We start from the raw sequence: 24,182 nt of genomic DNA on the forward strand, positions 1-24,182 counted from the left end.
ATGCTCGCTCCCACAGTGGATCGATGTTGAGCACAAAACCTGTGGCCAACCTAAAACCCTGTGGGAGCGAGCTTGCTCGCGATGACGTCAGTGCAAACGATGCAAGGTTAGGAGTTAGATCAACCCCGTCTCATCATCATCGATCAGTTGACTCAACCCGCCCAACGCCTCACGGGCCTGGGTCCGGTCCATCAGCTTGGCTTGTGCGGCCGGCGGAAGGTCGGTGACGCGGATCACGCCTTTGCTGGTCAACACCTGGATCAAGTCGTCGAGTACCCGGATCATTTCCAGGTCGCTCTGCTTGAGCTGTTTGAGGCTGGTTTCCACTACTTCATTGGCATACCAGGCCTGGATTTCATGGTGGTCGGCCGGCAGTGTTTCAGTGGCCTCGGCGTAGGCTGCGGCTTCCACGCGCACTAACTGGCCTTGCGCATCGCGTTGCACGTAGAACATTGAACATCCCTCGGAAATGGACCAGCGTCATGCTGTCAGCAGCATAGGCCAACTGGGCGCGAGTATGCGGTGCGGCGACGAAATCGTCACCGGGGTGATGTACGCAAGCGTGACGGCCGCCCCATAAGGGCGGCCGTTTTTCGTTGGATCAGCTGTTGTTGTGATCGATTTTGATGGTCGGGTCACTGCCGGCAATCAACGAGTTAATGTTGGCGCTGGACCAGTTGTTGCCTTCCAGCTTGATCGTCACATCCGGTGCTGCCGCTGCCGCTGCCGCTGCCGCTGCGGCGTCGGCGCCGTTGAATTTGCCGGCGGAGCTGACTTGCAGGGACGAAACGCCATCCACGGTGGTGATCTTCAGGAAGTTGTCGATGGTGCTGCCGGTTTCACCCTGCAGCAGATCGCGCAAGTCGATGCGGTCGCCCTCGCTGGCCTTGAAGTCCTTGATCACGTCGCTGCCGGTGTCGCCAGCCTTCCAGACGAAGGTGTCGGCACCCGAACCACCGATCAGCGAGTCTTTCCCCGTGCCACCGAGCAGGATGTCATTGCCCTTGCCGCCGTCATTGACCGTGTCGGCGCCAGGCATCGTCGCTTCGGTGTGCCCGATGATCGAGTTGGCCAGGTCTTTGGGATCGATGTTGGTTTGCGGTGTTTTATCCGAGTCGTACGGCTTCAGATCGCCAAGGGTGACATCCTTGTTTATGCCGATGGCTTCTACCGTCTACACCTTGCTTAGCAACGCGAAGCTGTCGGTGGAGTTGTCGATGGCGCTGGAGCCGGTGCTGCTGCCGTTGCCACCGCGGGACGAGAACTCATCCGTACCATCGCCTTGGGCGTGCAGTGTGCCGAAATCTTTATATGACCAGCTGTCGCCGGACTTGGTCCAGACTGTGACGTTGCCCGAAGCGGTGAGATCGATCTGGTGGTTGCTGTCCGGGTACAGGCTGATCGCTTTGCCCCACTGGGAGTTGCTGGTGGTGATTACGCTGGCGAGTTTGGCGCCGTTATACAGATTCGGGTTGTCGATTCATCACTCTGGTAGTAAGTCGGTTTGCCGTCGGTGATGAAGTACGTGAGGTTCGTCGCGCCCTTGTTGGCAACTGTATCGGCGCTCTGGAACCAGTTGGCCGTGGTTTTGAACACGTCCTCGTAGTGGGTACCGCCGCCGGAAGGCCTCCTATCTGATCAGTGGTAATGCCTATCAGCAGAGCGATAGTCCGTGAGCTGCTCAGGCGCAGGCGTTCAGCACAGCGTTTTTTGCTGTCGCATCGCAGTGACCTATCAAAGCGGATCAGCGAGAACACCCTCAATACGGCTCTCAAGCGTATGGGCTACGGATGTCAGCAACCAGCTTGAAATTGGGCTGATCACCTGGTCGCCAAAAAAACGGCGAAATCTCAAGCGTCACCGTTTGTCCGCAATAATTGACCTCATTGCTTACGACTTATTGACACTAGCAGTCCGACATCATAACAATTGCGCGCCATTTCGAGGTGTATGAGAGTTCCGGGAGTGGTGATCGGCGGAGAATACGATGTCTCATCAACTTCCTGCGGCTCTATATTGCTTTGAAAGCTGACGCCCTGAGCACCACAGGGGGTTACCTGGCAGTGCAACATCCTATTTTTGCTGATTAATCCTGACACTGAGCCTGGCTCGGAGTGCTTATTGTTCGTCAGAAAAATGACACTCTTGCAAAGCTTTACCGGAGAGGAGGTGCTGATCGTGCCGCATCCGGTTCAAAGAGAAGGGAACTACGATTGAGTCAGGTCACCTTAGCCATTCGCCATCTGCGTGATGAGCAGATCCTGTTGCGCGACGGCGGGCTTTATTGGGTGGCAGTGGATCAGGCGAGCGATTCTGCCGCGCTGGCGGTCCAGTGCCTGGCAGCGATGCCGGCCAATGCGCGAGGGATGTTAGTGTGCTGCGGACATTCAAGTCAGGACCTGGCCCAGAAGCTGGCGGCAGATACCGGTCCTGGTCAACTGAAGCTGTTTGACATCAAAAAAGACGATATCGGCCTGACCCTCAAATCGCTGGTCGGCGAGCTGACCCGTGCTGCTCCGGTTGCTGGCACTACCATTGTGCTGATGCTGCCGGACAGCGCTTGGCAGAGCGACGTCGCGCCAGAGCTGCGGTATTGCTGCCTGTCCCTGAGGAAATGGCTGGGCGCACGCCAATGCCCCCTGTTGGTGATCAGCCATGGCCAGACGCCTCAGCTGCATGATCGTTTGTTGCGGCTCAACGATACGATCTCCGGGCTCGCTCAGCTCTATCGCCGTGATGGTGGTATTCGCTATCAATTGCACTACTGGCACAGCGAACTGGGCGTGTGCAGCGGGCAGGAGTTCGAGCTCGAGTTGCAGGTGGACGGTTTTGCGCTATCGGTCAATGAGCAGGCCAATGTGCAACTGACCCATACCGATGACCAGCGGATCTACCTGACCCAGCGTTCTGTGCTTGAGGGCTCGCCGCCGATGTCGGATCAATGGAGGCTGTTCGAGAACCGCGAGGACTTGCTCCAGCAAGCCAGCCACGCTCGTGGTGCCAGCATCATCGTGGCCATCGACAACAACCTGCAGGTCGAAGAGTTGGCCCGTCAGATTCACGCCCTGCGCGAGCGCTGCGGCATCGCGCTGAAGATCATCGTACGCGAGATGGAGCCCTGCCTGCGTTATCGGGACGAGCGTCTGCTGGTGTCCTGCGGCGCCAACATCACCGTGCCCTATGGGACTACGCTGGCACACTTCTTCAGCATCATCGACAGTGCCCAGGGCCAGGTCTGGCGCCGGAGCCGCACCACCGACTTCCAATCGCTATTCGAACGCCTGCGGCCGCCCGCCGAGCGTGGCCTGTTAGCGCCCCGGGAATTCATCAGCATGGTGGAGCGCGTCTACAGCGGCGCCTCTGGCGAAATCAGCCATCAACTGCTCAAACTGATACCGCGCGGTGGCCTGGAAATCGAGCAGTACTTGAATCAAATCAGCTTGCGTCGTTTCGGTGACGTCGCCTGCGTGGTCAACGGTGCCTTTTATCTGTTCCTGTTTGCCTGTCGCGCGGACGGGCTGGAACCCGCATTGGGGAATATCTGCCGGCTGGCCTGGCGCGATCTGTTCAGCGACTTCGAGATTCTCCCCGGCGTTGAAGCGTTGCCGCGCGAGGACTTCCTCATGGCAGCCTTGCTGCCTCCCGCGTTCCTTCTGGCAGAAGAGCGCACAGCCGGTAGTTCCGCCAAAGCCGCTGGGCGTGGCGCCTATTCGCCTCAACGCACCACACTACCCATTACGGATCCCTGTTCATGAGTTATTCCGAGCTAATCCAGGTGATTGGCCTCAGCAGCCTGCTGACCTTGGCACTGATCGTGGTACTGATCAGGTTCGGTCGCCATTTTCTGGCCGTCGTGCAGGGCCTCTTGCCCCCGCGTTACCTGAAATCCTGCGGCGTGCGTCGTCGCGTCCCTGCCCAGAGCGAGCCCCATGAGCCGGTATGAAGTCATTAACCCGGCGTCAGTGCGCGTCTGGCCGGGCCTGGGTCCCTGGAATCTGTATTTCATCCTTAAGTTCGTACTGCTGTGGGCTGGCTACCTGAACCTGCAGGTATTGCCCAACCTGGTGTTCGCTGCGACATTGCTGCTGCCGTTGCCGCATCGTTATTTGCGTATCCTGCGCACGGTCATTGCGATCCCCGTGGGCGTTGCGCTGTTTTACCAGGATACCTGGCTGCCCCCTTTCAGCCGCCTGCTGGCCCAGCCTGGTGTAATGAGTTTCAGCGGCGCATACGTGGTCGAGCTGGCGGGTCGTTTCATCGACTGGAACCTGTGCGCGCTCTTGGCTGTGCTGGCGGTGCTCTATGCCTTCGTCCGTCACTGGCTGCGCCTGACCACTTTGAGCGTGCTGGGTTTGGCCTGGCTGGCCAGCGCCAATGTGCTGGCCCTGCATACCAGCAGCGAGCCGGTCGCGGCGCCGGCCAGTGGCGCCTCCATGGCTGCGGTGAGCACGGCCGTCCCGGACAGCGCGACACTGGAAGCCTACCTGCAGAAGTTCTATAGCAACGAGGCCGGACGTAAGGTGGAGTTCAAGCCTGCGACTTCTGCCGTGCAGCCTTTCGACCTGTTGCTGATCAATATCTGTTCCATGGCCTGGGATGATCTGGAAGCCGTGGACCTGCGCGATAACACGCTGTTCCAGCAGATGGACGTGATTTTCGACAGCTTCAACTCGGCCACTTCCTACAGCGGCCCGGCAGCCATCCGCCTGTTGCGCGCCAGTTGTGGGCAGGTTCCGCACAGCCAGCTCTACGGCACTGCCCCGGAGCAGTGCATGTTGATGGACGATTTGAGCAAGCTGGGCTTTTCCAGCGAAGTGATGCTCAACCACACCGGGCAGTTCGAAGGCTTCCTTGACGAAGTCCGCGCCCAAGGTTCGTTGCCGGCCCCCGCCGTCAGTACCAGCAAATTGCCGCGTGCACTGGTGGGCTTCGACGGTTCGCCGATCCTGCGCGATGCTCAGGTATTGAACACCTGGTGGAAGCACCGCGAAGAAGAAAAGAGCGATCGCGTGGCGCTGTTCTACAACACCACCACGCTGCATGACGGCAACCGTGCGTTGACCGCCGATGGCGGCACCAAGAGCAGTGATTACAAACCGCGTGCCCAAGGGCTGATCGACGACCTCAATGGCTTCATTAAACAACTGGAGCTCAGTGGCCGTCGGGTGGTGGTGGTGATTGTGCCGGAGCATGGCGCGGCGCTGCATGGCGACCGCATGCAGATATCCGGCATGCGCGAGATACCGAGCCAGTCCATCACCCATGTGCCGGTCGGCATCAAGCTGGTGGGCATGGGCCGCAACCCCAATGCCACACCACTGCACATCACCGAGCCAAGTAGTTTCCTGGCCCTGTCGGAAATCATCAGTCGTCTGTACAGCGCCCAACCCCAGGCGGATGGCCAGGGTCCCAACTGGCCGGCACTGCTGAGAAACCTGCCGCAGACGGCGGCAGTCTCCGAAAACGCTGGCACTGTGGTCGTTGACTACGCCGGAAAACCTTACATACGGATCAAGGAGAAAGCAGGATGGCTGCCCTACCCACAGCGCTTCAAGTGAAGGCCGGGGTGCAGTCGCGTGCGGATCGTGCCGATGACATCGCCCGCCTGAAACTGGAGCTTGAGCTGCCCGAACTGGACTACGTGGACATCTCTGCGCAGATCGAATTGCAAAAAGCCCTACATCGCTGGCCGCTGCTGGCGGAGATGGAGCGCCAGCAACCGGCGGTCCTGCCAATGGTGCATGAGTCCGAATTGGAGACGCTGTCGTGACCGCCCTTAGTCTGCGTGGTCTGCGCGGCGGCGTCGGCACCAGCTCACTGCTAGCGGCCACTGGTCATGCATTGCATAGTCTCGGCGAGCGTGTGCTGCTGGTCGACATGTGTCCGGAGAACCTGCTTCGCCTGCACTTCGGCGTCAGCGTCAGCGAGCCCGGCGGCTGGGCGCGCGCCATGATCGACGGTGTGGGTTGGAACACACAGGCCTGGACCGTGGAGCCGGGATTGAACGTGTTGCCTTATGGTCGCCTGAAACTGGAAGAGCAGGATCAAATCGAGCAACACCTGCTCAGGGAGCCGAAGCTGTGGCGCCGCCGACAGGCCAGCCTTGCCGAACACTTTGACTGGATCCTGTTCGATGTGCCCTTGCGATTGCCCGGTCATGCTCGTATTGGGCCCTGTGCGTTGCGCCTGCGGATAGTCGAGGCGGATGCCGCCTGCCATGTGCTGTTGCAGCAGGGAGAAGTCCCCAGCGAGCATCTGCTGATCAACCGCTTCGACCCGGTCAGCCAATTGCAGCGCGACCTGCTGCTGATCTGGCGCAAACAATATGGTGCCCGCCTGTTGCCACTCAGCGTGCATCAGGATGAAGCCATGCGCGAAGCGTTGGCGTTCAAGAAGCCGGTGGGAGCTTATGCCGAAGCCAGCCTGGCTGCCCAGGATGTGTTGAGTCTGGCCATCTGGTGCCTGACCCGACGCCTGGAGACGGTATGATCGCCCGCGTTTTCCCTTATGTTCACCTGCGGCGGCGCTATGACTGTGCGCCGCCAGTTGCGCTGCTGCTGGCGACAATGAGCGCCCTGGCGTGGCTGCTGTTGCGCCTGGAGTCACCCAACTGGCGCGCTGTGCTCGATCAGCCCAAGCGCTGGTATCCGCAACTGACCAACAAGGCACCGAGCCTGGGCGACCCGTTGCGCTATGCGGTGCAAAGCCTCTGGCTGCTGCTGGTTCGCCCGACCAGGCCGCCGGCGTGGACGCTGGCGACCCCAGCCTGGCTTAAAGCCGTCGGGGCGCTATACCTGCGGCTGTGGACCCGGATCGGAAAGGCGCTGGAAGAACTGCCCGTGCGCGCCGAGGCCAGCCAGCAGATTCGCCAGAGCAGCCATTGGTGGAAAGGCCTGGACCGTCGCAACCAACGATGGGTCAACTTGGCCATCGGTGTCGTCGCCTTCATTTTTACATTGTTGTGCATCACCGAGCCCTTCGGCTACGTCGCCCAACTGGTGTTCGTCTTGCTGCTGTGGGGGCTGGCCATGCTGGTGCGGCGGGTTCCGGGACGCTTTTCGACGCTGCTGATGGTGGTGTTGTCGACCATCGTCTCGTGCCGTTACCTGTGGTGGCGCTACACCTCGACCCTGAACTGGAACCAGCCTCTGGACCTGGCTTGCGGGATGATCCTGCTGGTGGCCGAAACTTATTCCTGGGTGGTGCTGATCCTGGGGTACATCCAGACTTGCTGGCCCTTGGGCCGCAAACCGGCGCCGCTGCCCCGCGACACGCGCCTGTGGCCCAGCGTCGACCTGTTGATCCCGACCTACAACGAAGACCTGTCAATCGTGCGGGGTACCGTGTACGCGGCCATGGGCATCGATTGGCCGGCCGACAAGCTGAACATCTACATTCTCGACGACGGCAGACGCGAGAGTTTCCGCCAGTTCGCCGCTGAAGTCGGAGTGGGCTACATCACTCGCAACGACAATCGTCACGCCAAGGCCGGTAACCTCAACCATGCGCTGAAGCAGCTGAACAGCGAACTGGTCGCCATTTTCGACTGTGACCACATACCTGTGCGCTCATTTCTGCAAATCACCACCGGGGGCTTTTTGCGTGATCCGAAACTGGCGCTGGTGCAGACCCCGCACCATTTCCTGTCACCGGATCCCTTTGAGCGCAACCTCAATGTGTTCCGCGAGCACCCCAACGAAGGTGAGCTGTTCTACGGGTTGATTCAGGATGGCAACGACATGTGGAACGCGGCATTTTTCTGCGGCTCATGCGCGGTGCTGCGGCGCACCGCGCTGGACGCGATCGGCGGCTTTGCCGTCGAGACAGTTACCGAAGACGCCCACACGGCGCTACGCCTGCACCGCAACGGTTGGAACTCGGCCTATATCAAGGTGCCGCAAGCGGCCGGCCTGGCAACCGAGAGTCTGTCAGCACACATCGGCCAGCGCATTCGCTGGGCCCGTGGCATGGCGCAGATATTCCGTACCGACAACCCCTTGCTCGGAAAAGGCCTGACCCTCTTCCAGCGCATCTGCTACGCGAACGCGATGATGCACTTTTTGGCCGGCCTGCCGCGCCTGGTGTTTCTGATGGCGCCGATGGCGTTTTTGTTCCTGCATGCCTACATCATCTACGCCCCGGCGCTGATGATCCTGCTGTACGTGCTGCCGCACATGATTCACGCAAGCCTCACCAACTCGCGGATGCAGGGCGCCTATCGTCGGACGTTCTGGGGTGAGGTGTACGAGACCGTGCTGGCCTGGTACATCGCGCGTCCCACTACCGTGGCACTGTTCAACCCCAGTAAGGGCAAGTTCAACGTCACCGCCAAGGGCGGCCTGATGGAGCACAACCAGTTTGACTGGAAAATCGCCCAACCGTACTTGCTACTGTCGTTGATAAACATTACCGGCTTGGGTTTTGCCATCTGGCGTCTGATCTGCGGGCCCCGCGACGAGATTGTCACCGTTGTGGTGAGCATGCTCTGGGTGGTCTACAACCTGGTGATCATTGGGGCCGCCATGGCGGTCGCCGCTGAAGCGCGCCAGGTTCGCCAGACCCACCGTGTAAACGTCAAGTTACCCGCTGCAGTGCGCCTTGAAAGTGGTCACTCTTACCCAGGCATGTTGCAGGACTATTCCGACGGTGGCGCAGGCATCCAGCTCGACACCTCGCTGTCGCTAGCGGTGGGCGGGAGCATCTCGCTGATTATGAAGCGCGGCACTCGTGAATTCATGTTCCCGGGCTATATCTGCCGCAGCCACAAGAACTTCATCGGCATCAGCTTCACCGGCCTCAATGCACAACAGAAAATCGACTTTGTGCAGTGCACGTTCGCCCGCGCCGACGCCTGGCTCAACTGGGACGAGAATTTCACCCCGGATCGCCCGCTGCAGAGCTTTTTGGACATCGTCAAACTGGGCGGCACCGGTTACTACCGCCTCTACGAATACCTGCCTGCCTGGATCCGCCGCATCGCCGGCCCGCCTTTGCGAATGTTGCGCTGGCTGGCCAGTTTTCTGCCGCGCATGCCGGCAACTGCCCCAACTCCCAACTCTCGATCAGTGAGCGCACCATGAGCCGCTACTTCAGCAAATCCCTTGTTGCCAGTCTGGCGCTCCTGGCCGCCGGTTGCGCCCAGGCCGCCACCGCACTTGCGCCTGTCGCGTCGGCTGCGGTCAGCAACGTACCGAGCTGGAGCACCGCGTACACCTTCGAACAGCTGGGCCGTCCCGCCGACAGCCTATTGCTGGGCATCCACAATAGCGACCAGATCGAATTCAGCCTGCGCCGTGATCGCATCGCCAGCGACGCGAAACTGCAGCTGGAGTACACGCCGTCGCCTTCGCTGCTGCCACAGATCTCGCATTTACGTGTGTATCTCAATGACGTGCTGATGAGCGTTGTGCCAATCGAGAAGGACCAATTGGGCAAGAAGGTCAACCAATCGGTAGCCCTGGACCCGCGTCTGATTGCGGACTTCAACCGCGTACGCCTGGAGTTCGTCGGTCACTACACCGATATCTGCGAAGATCCGGCCAACAGCACGCTATGGTTGAACGTGGGGCGCAGTAGCCAGATCCAGTTGCAAGAGCAGGCACTGACGCTCAAGAACGACCTGGCCTATTTCCCGATGCCTTTCTTCGATACTCGAGGTCAGGACAAGCCGGTCCTCAATTTGGTCTTCGCCGATGCGCCGACCCTGGGCGAGCAGCGTGCAGCCGGTATCCTGGCGTCCTATTTCGGCAGCCAGGCCGCTTGGCGTGGTGCGCAGTTCCCCGTTCTCTTCGACCAGCTTCCGCCCGCCGATGAACACCATCGCGCCAGGTCGGCCATTGTTTTCGCCACCAACGATCATCGCCCGTCCTTCCTGGCTGACACAGACAAGTTCCCGGTGGTGGATGCGCCCGTTGTCCAGATGATCGACAACCCGCAGGATCCCTACAGCAAGGTGTTGCTGGTGTTGGGTCGAAACGACGATGATCTGGCTATGGCCGCCCGCGCCCTGGCCTTGGGCGCAGGCGCGTTTCGTGGCTCGAACGTTACCGTCAACAAGGTCGAGCAGCTCAAACCCCGGGTGCCTTATGACGCGCCGAACTGGATGCGCACGGACCGCTCGGTACGCTTCGCCGAGTTGATCAAGTACCCCGAGCAGCTTCAGGCCAACGGTCTGCAGCCACGGCCCATCACGGTGGACGTGAATCTGCCGCCTGACCTGTTCGTCTGGCGTAACCAAGGGATTCCGCTGCAAACCAAGTTCCGTTATACGCCACCGTCGGTCAACGACGAGTCGCGCTTGACCATCAGCCTGAACAACCAGTTCATCACCAGCCTGCCGCTGCAAAGCAAGACCGACAGTCGTCTGGAGGAGTTGCGCCTGGCAGTGTTGTCCAACGAGTCGGCTAACCTCAGCGACAAGCTGCTGGTGCCGGCGCTTAAGATTGGCGACCGTAACACCCTGCGTTTTGACTTCAACTTCGCCAGTACCTATGGCAGTGCCCAGCGCGACCGTTGCCAGACTTCGCTGCCGGTGAATAACCAGGCCGTGATCGATGAAGAGTCGACCATTGACCTGTCCGGCTACTATCACTACATCGCCATGCCAGACCTGCGCGCCTTTGCCCGAGGCGGTTTTCCATACAGCCGGATGGCTGACCTGTCGGAAACCCTGGTGATGGTCCCGGCCCACAGTCGACCTGTGCAACTGAGCACTCTGTTCGAGACCATTGCTGGAATCTCCGCGCGCTCAGGCCTGCCAGCGTTTGACTTGCGGCTGTCGGACAACTGGGACGACGCGAAGGCAGATGTCGATCTGCTGGTCTTCGGCGCCATGGCGGCGGGGGTGGGCGATGGTGCCGATGCCAATCTGGTGCTGGACAAGACGCGTGCCTGGCTACTCAAACCGTCCAATGAGCAGAACGGTAAATCGGCCCGCGTCGGCCAGTTCAGCGATGAGCGCGACCTGGGTGCCAACCGCGTCGACGTCAGCGCCCATGCACCGATCGCCGCCATCGTCGGCTTGCAGTCGCCGTATCACCCACAGCGCAGCATTGTGGCCTTGCTGGCCAGTGATGACGCCGATTACCAACTGCTGCGCGACACCTTGGGCGACACTGGAAAATTAGACGCCGTTACCGGTTCCGTGGCCCTGATCCGCAGCAGTGGCGTAGGCAGCAGTTGGGTGGGCCAGCAGTACTTCGTCGGCCATCTTCCGTGGTGGTTGTTGCTTTGGTACCAATTGTCCGAGCACCCGATCCTGCTGGCGACCATGGCCACCATCAGTGTGCTGCTGACGGCTTTCCTGCTGTGGCGTGCATTACGTTGGGCTGCCCGTCGTCGTCTGGCTGGCCAGGAGTAGTCGGGTGAAAGCCTTCCTCACTCTGGCTTTGACCACGATCATCATAGCGCCTAGCTCTGCTGGTGCTGCGGAATGCGCCTGGCCGGCCTGGCAGAATTATCGCCAGGCCATGCTGAGTCCGGACGGACGGGTAATTGACCACTCCTCGGAGCAGTTGATCTCCACGTCTGAAGGGCAGAGCTACGGGCTGTTTTTCGCCCTGCTGGGCAATGACCGTAAAAGCTTCGCCCAGGTGCTGCGCTGGACCCAGGACAATCTGGCCGACGGAGACCTTAACCGGCAGCTACCGGCGTGGCAGTGGGGCCGCGAAAAAACTGGCCGCTGGCAGGTACTTGATAGCAACAATGCCACCGACGCCGATTTGTGGATCGCCTATAGCCTGCTGGAAGCTGGGCGTCTGTGGCATCAACCGACTTACCTGGCATTGGGCCGTAACCTGCTCTGGCGCAGTGCTGCGCAAAGCCTGCGCAAGCTACCGGGCCTGGGTCTGATGCTGTTGCCCGGCGACGTCGGGTTCGACAATGCCGAGGGTTGGCGTCTGAATGCCAGCTATCTGCCACCGCAATTGCTTGCACGCTTCGCCCAGGAAGCACCGATTTGGGCGGAGCTGGCGAGCAACACCGAGCGCCTGCTGATCGAAAGTTCGCCCAAGGGCCTGGCATCCGACTGGCAACTGTGGAAAGCCGGTCAGGGTTGGGCCGTGGACAGTCAGAAGGGCAGTGTTGGAAGCTATGACGCCATTCGCGTCTACCTCTGGCTGGGCATGCTGGACAAAGATGCGCCGGGGCGCGCCGGGTTGATCGAGCACTTCAAACCCATGCTGGACCTGACTGCGCGGCTGGGCCATGTGCCGGAAAAAGTCGACATCACCACCGGCCTCGACAATGGCATCGCCCCGGTCGGCTTCAGTGCCGCATTGCTGCCGTTGCTGGCCGCAAGCCCGGACAGTGCGGGTGCCCTCAAGGCTGAGCGCCAACGCTTGCAACAACAGCCGCCCTTGGCGGGTGCCTATTACAACCAGTCGCTGACGCTGTTCGGGCAGGGCTGGGACCAACAACGTTATCGCTTCGATAAAAACGGGTACCTCGTGCCAAACTGGACTGCCGCATGCACAAAATGACCGGTTTTGGACTGCTGTTGAGCAGCGTTTATGGGGTCGCCCTGGGTCAGCCTCTCAGTCCGCCCGACCAGCAGCAATGGCTGCTGGAGCAAGTCCGCATTGGTGAGGCTCTGTACCGCGAAGACCTGGTGCATGACTCGTTGGCTCGTCTGGAGCTGATCGCCCCGGACAATCCGCTGGTGAAAGTCGTTGAAGTCCGCCAGGCACTGTTGCAAAAGAACCAGCCGGAAGCCGAACGCCTGGTCGCCCAACTGCGCCAGCAGGCGCCAGGCACTGCGGCCCTGCGTCGGGCCGAGAGCTTGCTGAAAATGCACGGCACCGATGGTCAGAGGGCTCTGCAGGAGGCGCGCCTGCTGGCCGTCGCCGGCCGTTCCGAAGACGCGGTCAAAGCCTATCGGCAATTGTTCGGCGATGACATGCCGGACTTTGCCACGACCCTGGAATACCTGAACGTGCGTAGGGGCATCAAGGCTGAGCGCCCGGTGGTGATAGAGCAGTTGCGCGAGTTGGACCGGCAGTATCCCGGCAATGCCTCGCTGCGCCAGACTTTGGCCGGCCTGTTGTTTGCCGAAAAACGTGATCCCGAGGCGCTGGACGTCCTGCATCAATTGGCTGGTGATCCGAACGCCAGCAATAACGCTGCCGAGCGCGAATACAACTATTGGCTCAAGCAGCCGGTAGGGCACGAAACCGCGCAGGGCTGGCGGACTTTTCTGAAGTTCTACCCCTACGCCAGCTTGCACGCTGACGCGACCAGACAGTTGCATGAGCAGGAGCAATACCTGGCTGATCCGGCCTGGCAGGCCGGAGTCAAAGGCAAGGCATTGCTCGAAGCCGGCGACAACGTCGGCGCTGAAGCCAGTTTGCGTCGGGCGATCAAGCGTTATCCGCAAGACTCCAGCCTGCTCGGTTCGCTGGGTATTTTGCTGATGCGCCAGAACAAGCACGAAGCGGCATACAACACTTTCGTCCAGGCCTCGGCCATCGAGCAGGACACCGACTGGATGACCAAGTGGCAGGATCTCAAGGCTGCCAACTACCAGTGGATGCTGTTGCAAAAGGGTGATGAAGCCCTTGAGCGAAAGGATTATCCCGTCGCGAAAAAGTGGTATCGGCAGGCGGCCAAAGCCAAGCCGGACGATCCTGCGCCGCTGATCGGCCTGTCCTACGCTGCCCGGGGCGAATCAGATGACATCACCGCAGAAGCCCTGTTGGTGCAGGCGCGCAAGCTCGATCCGAACAACGCAAGCGTGGTGCGTGCGATGGTCCGTCTGTACCAGTCGCAATCACCGGAAAAGGCCGAGCACTACCTCGACAGCCTGACGCCCAAGGAGCAGCAAGAGTTCCAAGGCGTGCGTCGGGGACTGACGCTGGATCGCCTCAATGCGCAAGCCGATGACGCCACCCGAGGCAGCGATTGGGCGCAGGTGACGGTAGCCTTGAGCAAGGCTCGAGTGCTGGACCCGGACAATCCCTGGCTGGTGTACCGCTTGGCCAATGCCCAGCGCGAACTGGGCCTCAATACCGAGGCCGATCAAAGCTTCCACTGGCTGTTACAACGTCAGGGCCAGAACACCGAGGCGCGCTATGCCCACGGCCTGTTTCTGGCCAATGGTGATCGTGACGGCGATGCCGTGGGCAGTCTGCAACAGATCCCTCGCGCCGCCTGGAGCGGCAACATGAACGAGCTGTGGGCACGTCTGCAGCGTCGCCAGTTGCTCGCGAAGGCCCGGACACTACGCGACGGCGGCCATGAGGCTCAGGCCGAAGCGCTGCTGATGCGCGCGCCGTCCACTGACGACTACCTGACCCTGGCCGACTGGGCCCAGCAGCGTGGCGACCTCGCGCAGGCCGAAAGCCGCTACCGCAAGGTGCTGGCCAGCGAGCCGAAAAATACCGAGGCCCAACTGGGCCTGAGCGAAGTGCTGATCGCCCGCGGTCAGCCAAACGCCGCCAAGGCCAGCCTTATGACAGTGACTGCGCCAGTACCGGCCGATGCGTCGTTCCAGCGTCGCTTGGCCAATGCCTGGGCGTCGCTGGGCGACAAGACTCGTGCGAACGCGCTGTTCGCGCAGTTGCTCAAGACCCCGCAAAGTAATCCGCTGGTCTACCGGGATGCGGCGCGTCTGCTGTCCCGAGAAGAGCCGCAGCGGGCTCTGGATGACTATGCGCGCAGCATGGGCGCGGCAAGGATGATCGAACCGCAACAGGCCGAACCGCGCGACAACCGTGCCATGACCTTGGCCAGCCGTGCCAAGGACAGCGATGACTGGTTGCAGCGCAGCATCCGCAGCGACGTCGACGAGCTGTACCAAAAGCAGAACCCGACGGTGAACCTGTACCACGACCTCGCCTGGCGCACCGACAACAGCTCATCGGGGGTTTCGGACCTGACCACCCAAACCACCATCCTGCGCATCGACGCGCCGGTGGCGCAAGGACAGGGTTTCGTTCAGGCCGAAGACATCGATCTGGATGTCAGCAATTTTTCCAGCACCGACCAGTTCGGCTTGTGCGCGGTGGTGCAGGGTGGCTGTGCCACCGCTCCGCAGAGCGTGCGCGGCACCCTGCTGGGCATGGGCTGGCACGATGATCGCTGGGCCTTCGACCTTGGCCATACGCCACAAGAATTCACGGTGTCCAACTGGGTAGGCGGTGTCACCTACAGCGGTGACTGGAGCAGCCTGGGCTACCGCCTCACGGTATCGCGGCGGCCCCTGACCAACTCACTGGTGTCGTATGCCGGTGCGGTCGATCCGGTCACCGGAACCAAGTGGGGCGGGGTTACGGCCAACGGCTTCACCCTGGGACTGAGCCATGACCAAGGCGGCGATGATGGCGTGTGGGCAAGCCTGAGCAGTCATTGGTTAGTGGGCCAGAACGTTGAGAACAATCAGCGACGCACAGCCATGGGTGGCTATTACTATCGCCTGGTGGAACGTGCCGACGAACGTCTGCGCACTGGCCTGACCCTGATGTACATGGGGTACGACAAGGACTTAAGCGAACTCACCCTCGGCCAGGGCGGCTATTACAGCCCACAGCAGTACTACTCGGTCAGCGTGCCGGTGAACTATGCCTGGCGCAACGCTGACTGGTCGGCCTTGCTCGAAAGCTCGGTGGGCTGGTCGTTTGCGAAAATCGACGGCTCTGACCTCTACCCCAAAGACAATCGCGAAGCCGAACTGCAAAACCTGCTAGCGCAATCGAATCAGACCCTGGTGGACAACCCGTCCCAGACCAAGAGTGGCAGTAGCAGCAACGGCATCAATTTCCGTCTCCAGGGCCTCGTGGAGCGTCGCCTTTCCGACAGCCTGGTGCTGGGTACCGGCATCACTTGGCAGCACAGCGAGGGCTATGCACCGAGTCGCGCCTTGCTTTACTTGCGCTACACGTTTGACCCTTGGCAAGGCAACCTGCCGCTACCGGTGGAGCCGATGTCGCCTTATGCGGATATGCGCTAGTCTATTTCTGCTCAAGCGGGACTTGGGCAAGGCACAAGCTGATTTTCTCCGAATAATCCCAGCTGCTGACACAGCCAGACGAACTGACGGCAGACACCTCTAATGAGCTTGCTGTTGTCTTTTCGGAGAACGCCTCAAGCAACGCCTCGCGGCGGTCTATTTTGGGGCTGATGGCCCCTTCGCGAGCAAGCCCCACACATTGGATTTGTCGACCACATTACCCCTGTGGGAGCAGGCTTGCTCGCGAAGGCGAGGCCCAAAAGGCAACACACCTCAAAAGTCATATCGTTATTCGATAACGGTATTTAAATTCACGTTCTTATACCTATAAAGTCATCCCCCTGCGTACCTGCCGACCAATCGGCGCGCCGCACGACACGAACCAACACGGGACCTCCGTGAGTTTCTTGATCGACGCGCGCGCCTTTGAGCGTGCCGTGCGTGGGAGTGATTTATGTCTGTAGCAACGGCTTCCTCTAGCGTCGCGAACATCGCGCCGCAAACCTTCGACATCCGCCCGTTCAGTGGCGCCGTCGGTGCCGAAATCATCGGCCTCGACCTGTCCCGCCCGATCAATGATCAGGACTTATCCCACGTTCACCGCGCGCACCTGGATCATCACGTCGTGGTGTTCCGCGACCAGCGCATTACCCCCGAGCAGCACATCGCTTTCAGTCGCCGTTTCGGCGTGCTGCAGATCCACGTGCTCAAGCAATTCCTGCTGGCCGGGCATCCGGAAATCCTCATCGTTTCCAACATCATCGAAAACGGCCAGTCCATCGGCCTCGGCGACGCCGGCAAGTTCTGGCATTCCGACCTGTCCTATAAAGAACTGCCAAGCCTGGGCTCGATGCTGCACGCCCAGGAGCTGCCATCCGAGGGCGGCGACACGCTCTTCGCCGATATGCACAAAGCCTGGGACAACCTGCCCGAAGCGCTGCGCAAAGCCGTCGAAGGCCGATCGGCCGCGCACTCCTACACGGCGCGTTACAGCGAGACCAAATTCGAAGGCAACTGGCGCCCGACCCTGACGCCCGAGCAGCTGGCTCAGGTCGCCGAAGTGGTTCATCCAATCGTCCGCACGCACCCGGAAAACGGTCGCAAAGCATTGTTCGTCAGTGAGGGTTTCACCACGCGCATCGTTGGTTTGCCGGAAGACGAAGGCAAGCAACTGCTCAACGAGCTCTACGCCCACAGCGTGCTGCCGCAAAACATCTACCGCCATCAATGGCAGGCCCACGACCTGGTGTTCTGGGACAACCGTTCGCTGATTCATCTCGCCGCCGGATGCCCGAGCTACCTGCGCCGCAAGTTGTTTCGCACCACCATCCAGGGCGACGCGCCTTTCTGATTTGTCGGAGAAACTCTCATGTCCAAACGTCTTCCATTTGCACCGTTGGCCGCGGCCATCGGCCTGGGTTTCAGCTTGATCGCCGGCAGCCTGGTGGCGCCGACCGTGGCCCACGCTGAAGGTGAAATCCGCATCGCCGAGCAGTTCGGCATCGTTTACCTGCTACTCAATGTGGTGCGCGATCAAAACCTGATCGAGAAGTACGGCAAGCAGGAAGGCATCGACATCAAGGTCGACTGGACTCAGCTCTCCGGCGGGGCGGCGGTCAACGATGCGTTGCTCTCCGGCTCGATTGATATTGCCGGTGCAGGCGTCGGTCCGTTGCTGACCATCTGGGACCGCACCCACGGCAAGCAGAACGTCAAAGCCGTCGCCTCCCTAGGCAACTTCCCGTACTACCTGGTGAGCAACAATCCCAAGGTCAAAACCATCGCTGACTTCACCGAGAAGGACCGCATCGCGGTGCCGGCGGTCGGCGTGTCGGTGCAGTCGCGCCTCCTGCAATACGCGGCCGCCAAGCAGTGGGGCGACAAGGAATTCAATCGCCTTGACAAGTACACCATCGCCGTTCCGCACCCCGATGCCACGGCGGCGCTGATTGCCGGCGGCACCGAGTTGACCGGGCACTTTTCCAACCCGCCGTTCCAGGATCAAGAGCTGGCCAACCCTAACGTCCACGTTGTGCTGAATTCCAATGACGTGCTCGGCCCGAACTCGCCGACGGTGCTGTTCGCCACCGAGAAATTCCGCGACGAGAACCCGAAAACCTATAAGGCGTTCGTCCAGGCGCTGACTGAGGCGGCCGCGTTTGCCCAGAACGATAAAGGCGCGGCGGCGGACACCTACATCCGCGTTACCAAGGCGAAAATCGACCGTGCTGCGCTGCTGAAAATCATCGATAACCCGCAGTTCGAATTCAGCGTCACGCCGAAGAATACTTACCCGCTGGCCGAGTTCCTCTACCGAGTCGGCGCGATCAAAAACAAACCGGACTCGTGGAAGGACTACTTTTTCCAGGACGCCAAACCGCTGCAAGGGAGCTGACCGACATGAACGCCCCTTTGCAAGGCCACACGGTCAGCAAACCGATCGCGGCAGCCCAGGCGCTGCTGTCGGTCGACAATGTCAGCCTCGAATACCGCACGCCCCAGCGGGTGGTTCGAGCGACCCATCAAGTCAGTTTTGAAATCGATCCGGCAGACCGCTTTGTGCTACTCGGTCCGTCCGGTTGCGGCAAATCAACGTTGCTCAAGGCGGTCGCCGGGTTCATCCAGCCGTGTGAAGGGGAAATCCGTCTTCAGGGGCAAACCGTTCATGCCCCGGGGCCGGACCGGATCGTAGTGTTCCAGGAATTCGATCAACTGCCGCCGTGGAAAACCGTCAAACAGAACGTGATATTTCCGCTGCTTGCCTCGAAAACCCTCAAGCGCAAAGAGGCCGAGGAACGAGCGCTGCACTACCTGGACAAGGTTGGTCTGGCGGCGTTTGCCGACGCCTACCCGCACACCTTGTCCGGCGGCATGAAAGCGCGCGTGGCGATTGCTCGGGCGTTGGCCATGCAGCCGAAAATCCTCTTGATGGACGAACCCTTCGCCGCCCTGGATGCACTGACCCGCCGCAAGATGCAGGAAGAATTGCTGCTGCTCTGGGAAGAAGTGCGCTTCACGCTGCTGTTCGTCACGCACTCCATCGAAGAAGCGCTGGTGGTGGGCAATCGAATCCTGCTGCTGTCGCCGCATCCGGGGCGGGTACGGGCAGAAGTCCACAGCCATCAATACGACTTGCACAGCCTCGGCGGCGTGGCGTTCCAGGAATCTGCGCGACGCATTCATCGGTTGTTGTTCGATGAAGGTCAGTCCCCGCAAGCCGAGCGTGAGCTGGATTTCTCCGACATCCGCATCGCTTATTGAGCCATTGAGAGGAGTGCCCGATGAGCCTTTTATCATCCCCGCGTGAAGAATTTGAAACGGTGTTGCAACCGCTGACGAGTGTGCCGCTGGAGCGTGAATTGCCGCTCGGTCAGCGCCTGTGGCAACAAGGCTGGTTACGCAAAAGCCTGATCCTGATGTTGCTCGCGGTGCTGTGGGAGGTGGTTGCCCGCGTTCAGAACAACGACCTGCTGCTGCCGAGTTTTCTGCAAACCGGGAGTGCGCTGTGCGACGGTTTGCTCAGTGGCGAGTTGCTGGGCAAGGTGTGGATTTCCCTGGTGGTGTTGCTCAAGGGCTACCTGATCGGCATCGTGCTGGCGTTTGCCCTGACCACGCTGGCGGTGTCGACGCAGTTCGGTCGCGACCTGTTGAGTACGTTGACCTCAATGTTCAACCCGCTGCCGGCGATTGCGTTGTTGCCGTTAGCACTGCTGTGGTTCGGTCTGGGACAGAACAGTCTGATTTTCGTGTTGGTGCATTCGGTGCTTTGGGCGCTGGCCTTGAACACCTATGCCGGGTTTCTCGGCGTCTCGGAAACCCTGCGCATGGCTGGGCGCAATTACGGCCTCAAAGGCATGCGTTTCGTCCTGTTCATCCTTATTCCGGCAGCACTGCCATCGATTCTCGCCGGGCTGAAAATCGGCTGGGCCTTCGCCTGGCGCACACTGATCGCCGCCGAACTGGTGTTCGGTGCCACCAGCGGCAAGGGCGGCTTGGGCTGGTACATCTTCCAGAACCGCAACGAGCTGTACACCGACAAGGTGTTTGCCGGGTTGGCGGTGGTGATCCTGATCGGCTTGCTGGTGGAAAACCTGGTGTTCAGCACGCTGGAGCGGGTCACGGTGAAGCGTTGGGGGATGCAGCGGTAAGATTTGCGGTGTCTGTTCCGGCCCCATCGCGAGCAAGCTCGCTCCCACATGGGGTCTTTGTCGTATTCATAATCTGCAACCCCTGAAGATCCCCTGTGGGAGCGAGCTTGCTCGCGATGGGGCCAGACCTGCCACCACATGGTTCGGGTATGTTTGCTAGCATTGCGTCTGCATCAATCCAGATCAGACACGAGTGCTCAGCATGCAACTCCCGGACATGAACTTGTTGGTCGCCCTCGATGCGTTGCTCGACGAGGGCAGTGTGGTGGGCGCCGCGCGGCGGATGAACCTCAGCCCGGCGGCGATGAGCCGGACGCTGACGCGCATTCGCGAAGCCCTCGGCGATCCGATCCTGGTGCGCGCCGGTCGCGGTTTGGTGCCGACGCCCAAGGCGCTGGAATTGCGCGAGCAAGTGCGTGACGTGGTGGAGCAGGCCGCGTTGTTGTTTCGCTCGGCTGATGCGGTGGAACTGGGCACGTTGCGCCGTCGGTTCAGCATTCGGGCTAATGACTTTTTCGTCGGCGTTTACGGCGGGAAACTGTTCGACACCCTGGATCGCCAGGCGCCCCACTGCGAACTGCGTTTTGTGCCGGAAGGCGATGGCGATGACGAAGCGCTACGTGAAGGGCGGATTGACCTGAGCATCAGCAATACCCGGCCGTTGACCCCGGAAGTGAAGATTCAGAACCTGTTCTCTACTCATTTCGTTGGCCTGGTTCGCCAAGATCATCCGCTGTTCGACGAAGAGATCACGGCCGAACGTTTCGCCGGGTTTTCCCATATCAGCATGTCCCGTCGCGGCATCGCCCGTGGTCCGATCGATACCGCGCTCAACGCCTTGGGGCTGGAGCGGCGGGTGGCGGTGATTGCACCCAGTTTTCACGCGGCGATGTTTGCCTTGCCTGATTCCGATTTGATTCTGCCGGTGCCCAAGGAAGCATTGCTGAGCGTCCAGCGCCTGGGCCTGAAGTTGCGCTCCTTCACCCTGCCGATTCCGCTGCCGACCCTTATGCTGACCCAGTCCTGGCACCCACGTTTCGACAAAGACCCGGCGCACCGCTGGTTGCGTGAAACCCTAAAAGCCTGTTGTGACGAGACGTGGCTGGCAGCACAACCCGCGTGAAATTGAACGCTGTCCCCCTGTGGGAGCGAGCTTGCTCGCGATAGCGGTGGATCAGTCAACATGGATGTTGAATTTTATGGCCCTATCGCGAGCAAGCTCGCTCCTACAGGGATTTGTATTGCTGCGTTCAGCGCACTTATAAGCTGCCAATAAGTCAATTTTCGTAAGGTCCCGCGCTTCTTAAAATGCTTCGGTATTCAAACCCCGGAGCTTGCAGTCATGACTTCCCTCACGGTCACGGCACCTCTTGCCGTGGCCAGCCCGGCTGCCGTCACGCCACCGGTCTTTGGTCCGCGGATCATCATCGGTCTGGTGGGCGTGTTGTTGGCGGTGCTGGTGTCGGGCCTGAACGAGATGGTGACCAAGGTTGCCCTGGCCGACATCCGCGGCGCGTTAGCCATCGGCTACGACGAAGGCACCTGGCTGGTCGCCAGTTACACCGCGACCTCTGTAGCGGCCATGGCTTTCGCGCCATGGTGCGCGGTGACGTTCTCGCTGCGACGGTTCACCCTCTGTGCCATCAGCGCATTCACCCTGTTGGGCGTGTTGTGCCCGTTCGCTCCAAACTATGAAAGCCTGTTGGTCATGCGCACCATGCAAGGGCTGGCGGGCGGTGCATTGCCGCCGATGCTGATGACTGTCGCGCTGCGCTTTTTACCGGCCAACGTGAAGCTTTATGGTCTGGCCGGTTACGCCCTGACCGCGACGTTCGGCCCGGGGCTTGGCACTCCGCTGGCCGGGCTGTGGACCGAACACGTCGGATGGCAGTGGACCTTCTGGCAAATCATCGCACCGTGCCTGATCGCCATGGTCGCGGTGGCCTATGGCTTGCCCCAGGACCCGTTGCGCCTGGAACGCTTCAAACAATTCAACTGGCGCGGTTTGCTGCTGGGTTTTCCGGCGATCTGCATGCTGGTGATCGGCCTTTTGCAAGGCAATCGGCTGGACTGGTTCGAGTCGAGCCTGATCTGCGGATTGCTTGGGGGTGGGTTGCTGCTGTTGGTGCTGTTCCTGATCAACGAATGGTCGCAGCCGATGCCGTTTTTCAAGCTGCAGATGCTCGGCATCCGCAACCTGTCATTCGCTTTGCTGACTCTGGCTGGGGTGCTGGTGGTGTTGATGGCCGTGATCATTATTCCGTCCAGCTACCTGGCGCAGGTGCAAGGTTATCGCCCGGTTCAGACCGCGCCGATCATGCTGCTGGCGGCGTTACCGCAGTTGATCGCGCTGCCGTTGGTGGCGGCGCTGTGCAACCTGCGTTGGGTCGATTGCCGCTGGGTGCTGGGGATCGGCCTGAGCATGCTGACGCTGTCCTGCATCGGTGGGTCGCAGTTGACGTCGGTGTGGATTCGCGACGACTTCTACGTGCTGCAACTGCTGCAAATCTTCGGTCAGCCGATGGCGGTGCTGCCGTTGTTGATGCTCTCGACCGGCAGCATCAGCCCGATGGAAGGGCCCTTCGCTTCGGCCTGGTTCAACACCGTAAAAGGCCTGGCGGCGGTGATCGCCACCGGTGTGCTGGAGGCGTTGACCACCTCAAGGCTGCATTTCCACTCGGTGATGCTGGTGGACAACCTCGGCAACTCACCCCTGGTCGACAGCGACAGCGCAGGCCTTGCCCACCGGCTGCATGAGCAGGCCGTGGTGCTGGCGGCATCGGATCTTTATCTGTGCATGGCCGGCGTCGCACTGGCGCTGATCCTGCTGATCTTCTGGCTGCCGACGCGGATCTATCCGCCGCGCGCGCCGACTTGAATGCTTCACTGAAACAGAAGGTTTTTATGACGACTCAATCAAAGCAAAAAGTGGCCGTTGGCGTCGCCGCGGTGGTGGCGCTCGGTGTGCTGGTGTATTTGCTGGCGCCCGGCCTGTTTGGCAAGCGCACGCAACAGAACACCAATGACGCCTTTGTCTCGGCAGACTTCACGCTGGTGGTGCCGCGCGTAGCCGGGTTCATCAAGGAAGTGCTGGTGGAGGACAACCAGCAGGTCAAGGCCGGGCAGTTGCTGGCGTTGATTGATGACCGGGATCTGCGCGCCGCCGCCCAGGCGGCAGACGCCGAAACGCTGGTGGCCAGGGCGCAACTGCAAAATGCCCGTGCGACCCTTGAACGCCAGGCTTCGGTGATCGCTCAAGCCCAGGCCACGGTCGTGTCGGCCAAGGCGGAAATGGCCTTCGCCGAGCATGAATTGAATCGCTACAACCACCTCGCCGGAGTGGGTGCCGGCACGGTGCAGAACGCTCAACAAGCGCGGACTCGCATCGATCAGGCCGCCGCGCGGCTGGCGAACGTGACGGCGGTGCTGGCGGCGGAGCGCAAGCAGGTTGAAATCCTCACCGCTCAGCGTGACGCGGCTGAAGGAGGATTGAAACGGGCGCAAGCGGCGCTGGAAATGGCCAGCTACGAGCTGTCCTACACGCGCATCGTTGCGCCTCAGGACGGCATGGTCGGCGAGCGCGCGGTTCGGGTCGGCGCCTATGTCACGCCGGGGAGCAAAATCCTCGCGGTGGTGCCGCTTGCGCAGGCCTATGTGATCGCCAATTTCCAGGAGACTCAACTGACTGACGTGCAACCGGGGCAGGACGTGCAAGTGCGTGTCGACAGCCTCGGCGGTGAGGCCCTGAGCGGTCGCGTCGAGAGCATCGCACCGGCCACGGGTGTGACATTCGCCTCGGTCAAGCCGGACAACGCCACCGGTAACTTCACCAAGGTGGTGCAGCGGATTCCGGTGAAAATCATCCTCGATCCGGGTCAGGCATTGGCGGAGCGGTTGCGCGTGGGGATGTCGGTTGAGGCGAGTATTGATACTGCCATTGCGAGCGAGCATGAGGTTGCTCAACGATGAAGCGCTTTATTGGCCGAGCTGACGTCATCGCGAGCAAGCTCGCTCCCACAAGGGAATGCATCCCCCGGTGGGAGCGAGCTTGCTCGCGATAGCGTCAGAACAATCACCACAGGTCTTGCCCT

General features: G+C 60.8%; 17 protein-coding genes and 2 pseudogenes. 16 read left to right on the top strand and 3 right to left on the bottom strand.

Features of this window, described 5'->3' with window-relative positions; all coding sequences use genetic code 11:
- Nucleotides 1-114: 114 nt before the first annotated feature.
- The gene (locus MO767_RS29665; RefSeq protein ID WP_056745772.1) at nucleotides 115-453 is read right to left on the bottom strand and encodes a hypothetical protein; all 339 of its coding nucleotides are present in this window, start codon (nucleotides 451-453) and stop codon (nucleotides 115-117) included.
- Between the two features lie 148 nt (nucleotides 454-601).
- Nucleotides 602-1,623 (bottom strand): annotated as a pseudogene (locus tag MO767_RS29670) (type I secretion C-terminal target domain-containing protein); the annotation flags it as partial.
- Between the two features lie 590 nt (nucleotides 1,624-2,213).
- Here MO767_RS29670 and bcsE point away from each other — a divergent pair.
- From bcsE to bcsC, 9 genes are read left to right on the top strand one after another with little or no spacing between them, the layout of a single operon-like run.
- Nucleotides 2,214-3,755, top strand: coding sequence for a cellulose biosynthesis protein BcsE (bcsE, locus tag MO767_RS29675; protein ID WP_282483427.1), 1,542 nt, complete (start codon nucleotides 2,214-2,216; stop codon nucleotides 3,753-3,755).
- On the top strand, nucleotides 3,752-3,943 hold the full coding sequence (gene bcsF / locus MO767_RS29680; RefSeq protein ID WP_282483428.1) for a cellulose biosynthesis protein BcsF: 192 nt from the start codon (nucleotides 3,752-3,754) through the stop codon (nucleotides 3,941-3,943). The genes bcsE and bcsF overlap by 4 nt, the downstream gene beginning before the upstream one ends.
- Nucleotides 3,930-5,558, top strand: a complete 1,629-nt coding sequence (bcsG, locus tag MO767_RS29685; protein WP_282483429.1) for a cellulose biosynthesis protein BcsG — start codon at nucleotides 3,930-3,932, stop codon at nucleotides 5,556-5,558. The genes bcsF and bcsG overlap by 14 nt, the downstream gene beginning before the upstream one ends.
- Nucleotides 5,528-5,770 (top strand): cellulose biosynthesis protein BcsR, encoded by a 243-nt coding sequence (gene bcsR, locus MO767_RS29690; protein WP_282483430.1) that lies wholly within the window; start codon nucleotides 5,528-5,530, stop codon nucleotides 5,768-5,770. Before bcsG ends, bcsR begins: the two co-directional genes overlap by 31 nt.
- Complete coding sequence (bcsQ, locus tag MO767_RS29695; RefSeq protein WP_149631077.1) at nucleotides 5,767-6,489, top strand: cellulose biosynthesis protein BcsQ; 723 nt, start codon at nucleotides 5,767-5,769, stop codon at nucleotides 6,487-6,489. Before bcsR ends, bcsQ begins: the two co-directional genes overlap by 4 nt.
- Nucleotides 6,486-9,080, top strand: coding sequence for a UDP-forming cellulose synthase catalytic subunit (gene bcsA, locus MO767_RS29700; protein ID WP_282483431.1), 2,595 nt, complete (start codon nucleotides 6,486-6,488; stop codon nucleotides 9,078-9,080). Before bcsQ ends, bcsA begins: the two co-directional genes overlap by 4 nt.
- A complete protein-coding gene (bcsB, locus tag MO767_RS29705; protein ID WP_282483432.1) occupies nucleotides 9,077-11,359 on the top strand; it encodes a cellulose biosynthesis cyclic di-GMP-binding regulatory protein BcsB in 2,283 nt (760 codons plus the stop codon). Before bcsA ends, bcsB begins: the two co-directional genes overlap by 4 nt.
- 4 nt (nucleotides 11,360-11,363) lie before the next feature.
- A complete protein-coding gene (bcsZ, locus tag MO767_RS29710) occupies nucleotides 11,364-12,479 on the top strand; it encodes a cellulose synthase complex periplasmic endoglucanase BcsZ (protein ID WP_282483433.1) in 1,116 nt (371 codons plus the stop codon).
- Entirely contained in the window at nucleotides 12,467-15,943 is a 3,477-nt protein-coding gene (gene bcsC, locus MO767_RS29715; RefSeq protein ID WP_282483434.1) for a cellulose synthase complex outer membrane protein BcsC, read from the top strand. Before bcsZ ends, bcsC begins: the two co-directional genes overlap by 13 nt.
- A gap of 44 nt (nucleotides 15,944-15,987) precedes the next feature.
- On the opposite strand, the pseudogene MO767_RS29720 reads toward bcsC, so the two are convergent.
- A pseudogene (locus MO767_RS29720) lies at nucleotides 15,988-16,068 on the bottom strand (hypothetical protein); the annotation flags it as partial.
- 329 nt (nucleotides 16,069-16,397) lie between these two features.
- Here MO767_RS29720 and MO767_RS29725 point away from each other — a divergent pair.
- From MO767_RS29725 to MO767_RS29755, 7 genes are all read left to right on the top strand, one after another.
- Nucleotides 16,398-17,294 (top strand): TauD/TfdA family dioxygenase, encoded by an 897-nt coding sequence (locus MO767_RS29725; RefSeq protein WP_282483435.1) that lies wholly within the window; start codon nucleotides 16,398-16,400, stop codon nucleotides 17,292-17,294.
- A gap of 18 nt (nucleotides 17,295-17,312) precedes the next feature.
- On the top strand, nucleotides 17,313-18,338 hold the full coding sequence (locus MO767_RS29730) for an ABC transporter substrate-binding protein (RefSeq protein ID WP_282483436.1): 1,026 nt from the start codon (nucleotides 17,313-17,315) through the stop codon (nucleotides 18,336-18,338).
- Nucleotides 18,339-18,343: 5 nt separating this feature from the next.
- Nucleotides 18,344-19,204, top strand: a complete 861-nt coding sequence (locus MO767_RS29735; RefSeq protein WP_282483437.1) for an ABC transporter ATP-binding protein — start codon at nucleotides 18,344-18,346, stop codon at nucleotides 19,202-19,204.
- A gap of 20 nt (nucleotides 19,205-19,224) precedes the next feature.
- The gene (locus tag MO767_RS29740; protein ID WP_282483438.1) at nucleotides 19,225-20,091 is read left to right on the top strand and encodes an ABC transporter permease; all 867 of its coding nucleotides are present in this window, start codon (nucleotides 19,225-19,227) and stop codon (nucleotides 20,089-20,091) included.
- Between the two features lie 202 nt (nucleotides 20,092-20,293).
- A complete protein-coding gene (locus MO767_RS29745; protein WP_282483439.1) occupies nucleotides 20,294-21,214 on the top strand; it encodes a LysR family transcriptional regulator in 921 nt (306 codons plus the stop codon).
- Between the two features lie 219 nt (nucleotides 21,215-21,433).
- Nucleotides 21,434-22,969, top strand: coding sequence for an MFS transporter (locus MO767_RS29750; protein WP_282483440.1), 1,536 nt, complete (start codon nucleotides 21,434-21,436; stop codon nucleotides 22,967-22,969).
- Nucleotides 22,970-22,995: 26 nt separating this feature from the next.
- Nucleotides 22,996-24,060 carry an HlyD family secretion protein gene (locus MO767_RS29755; RefSeq protein ID WP_282483441.1) on the top strand — a complete coding sequence of 355 codons (1,065 nt, stop codon included), beginning with the start codon at nucleotides 22,996-22,998 and terminating at the stop codon, nucleotides 24,058-24,060.
- The last annotated feature ends 122 nt before the right edge of the window (nucleotides 24,061-24,182 follow it).

The sequence above is a fragment of the Pseudomonas sp. UYIF39 genome, assembly GCF_029963765.1.
Classification (GTDB): domain Bacteria; phylum Pseudomonadota; class Gammaproteobacteria; order Pseudomonadales; family Pseudomonadaceae; genus Aquipseudomonas.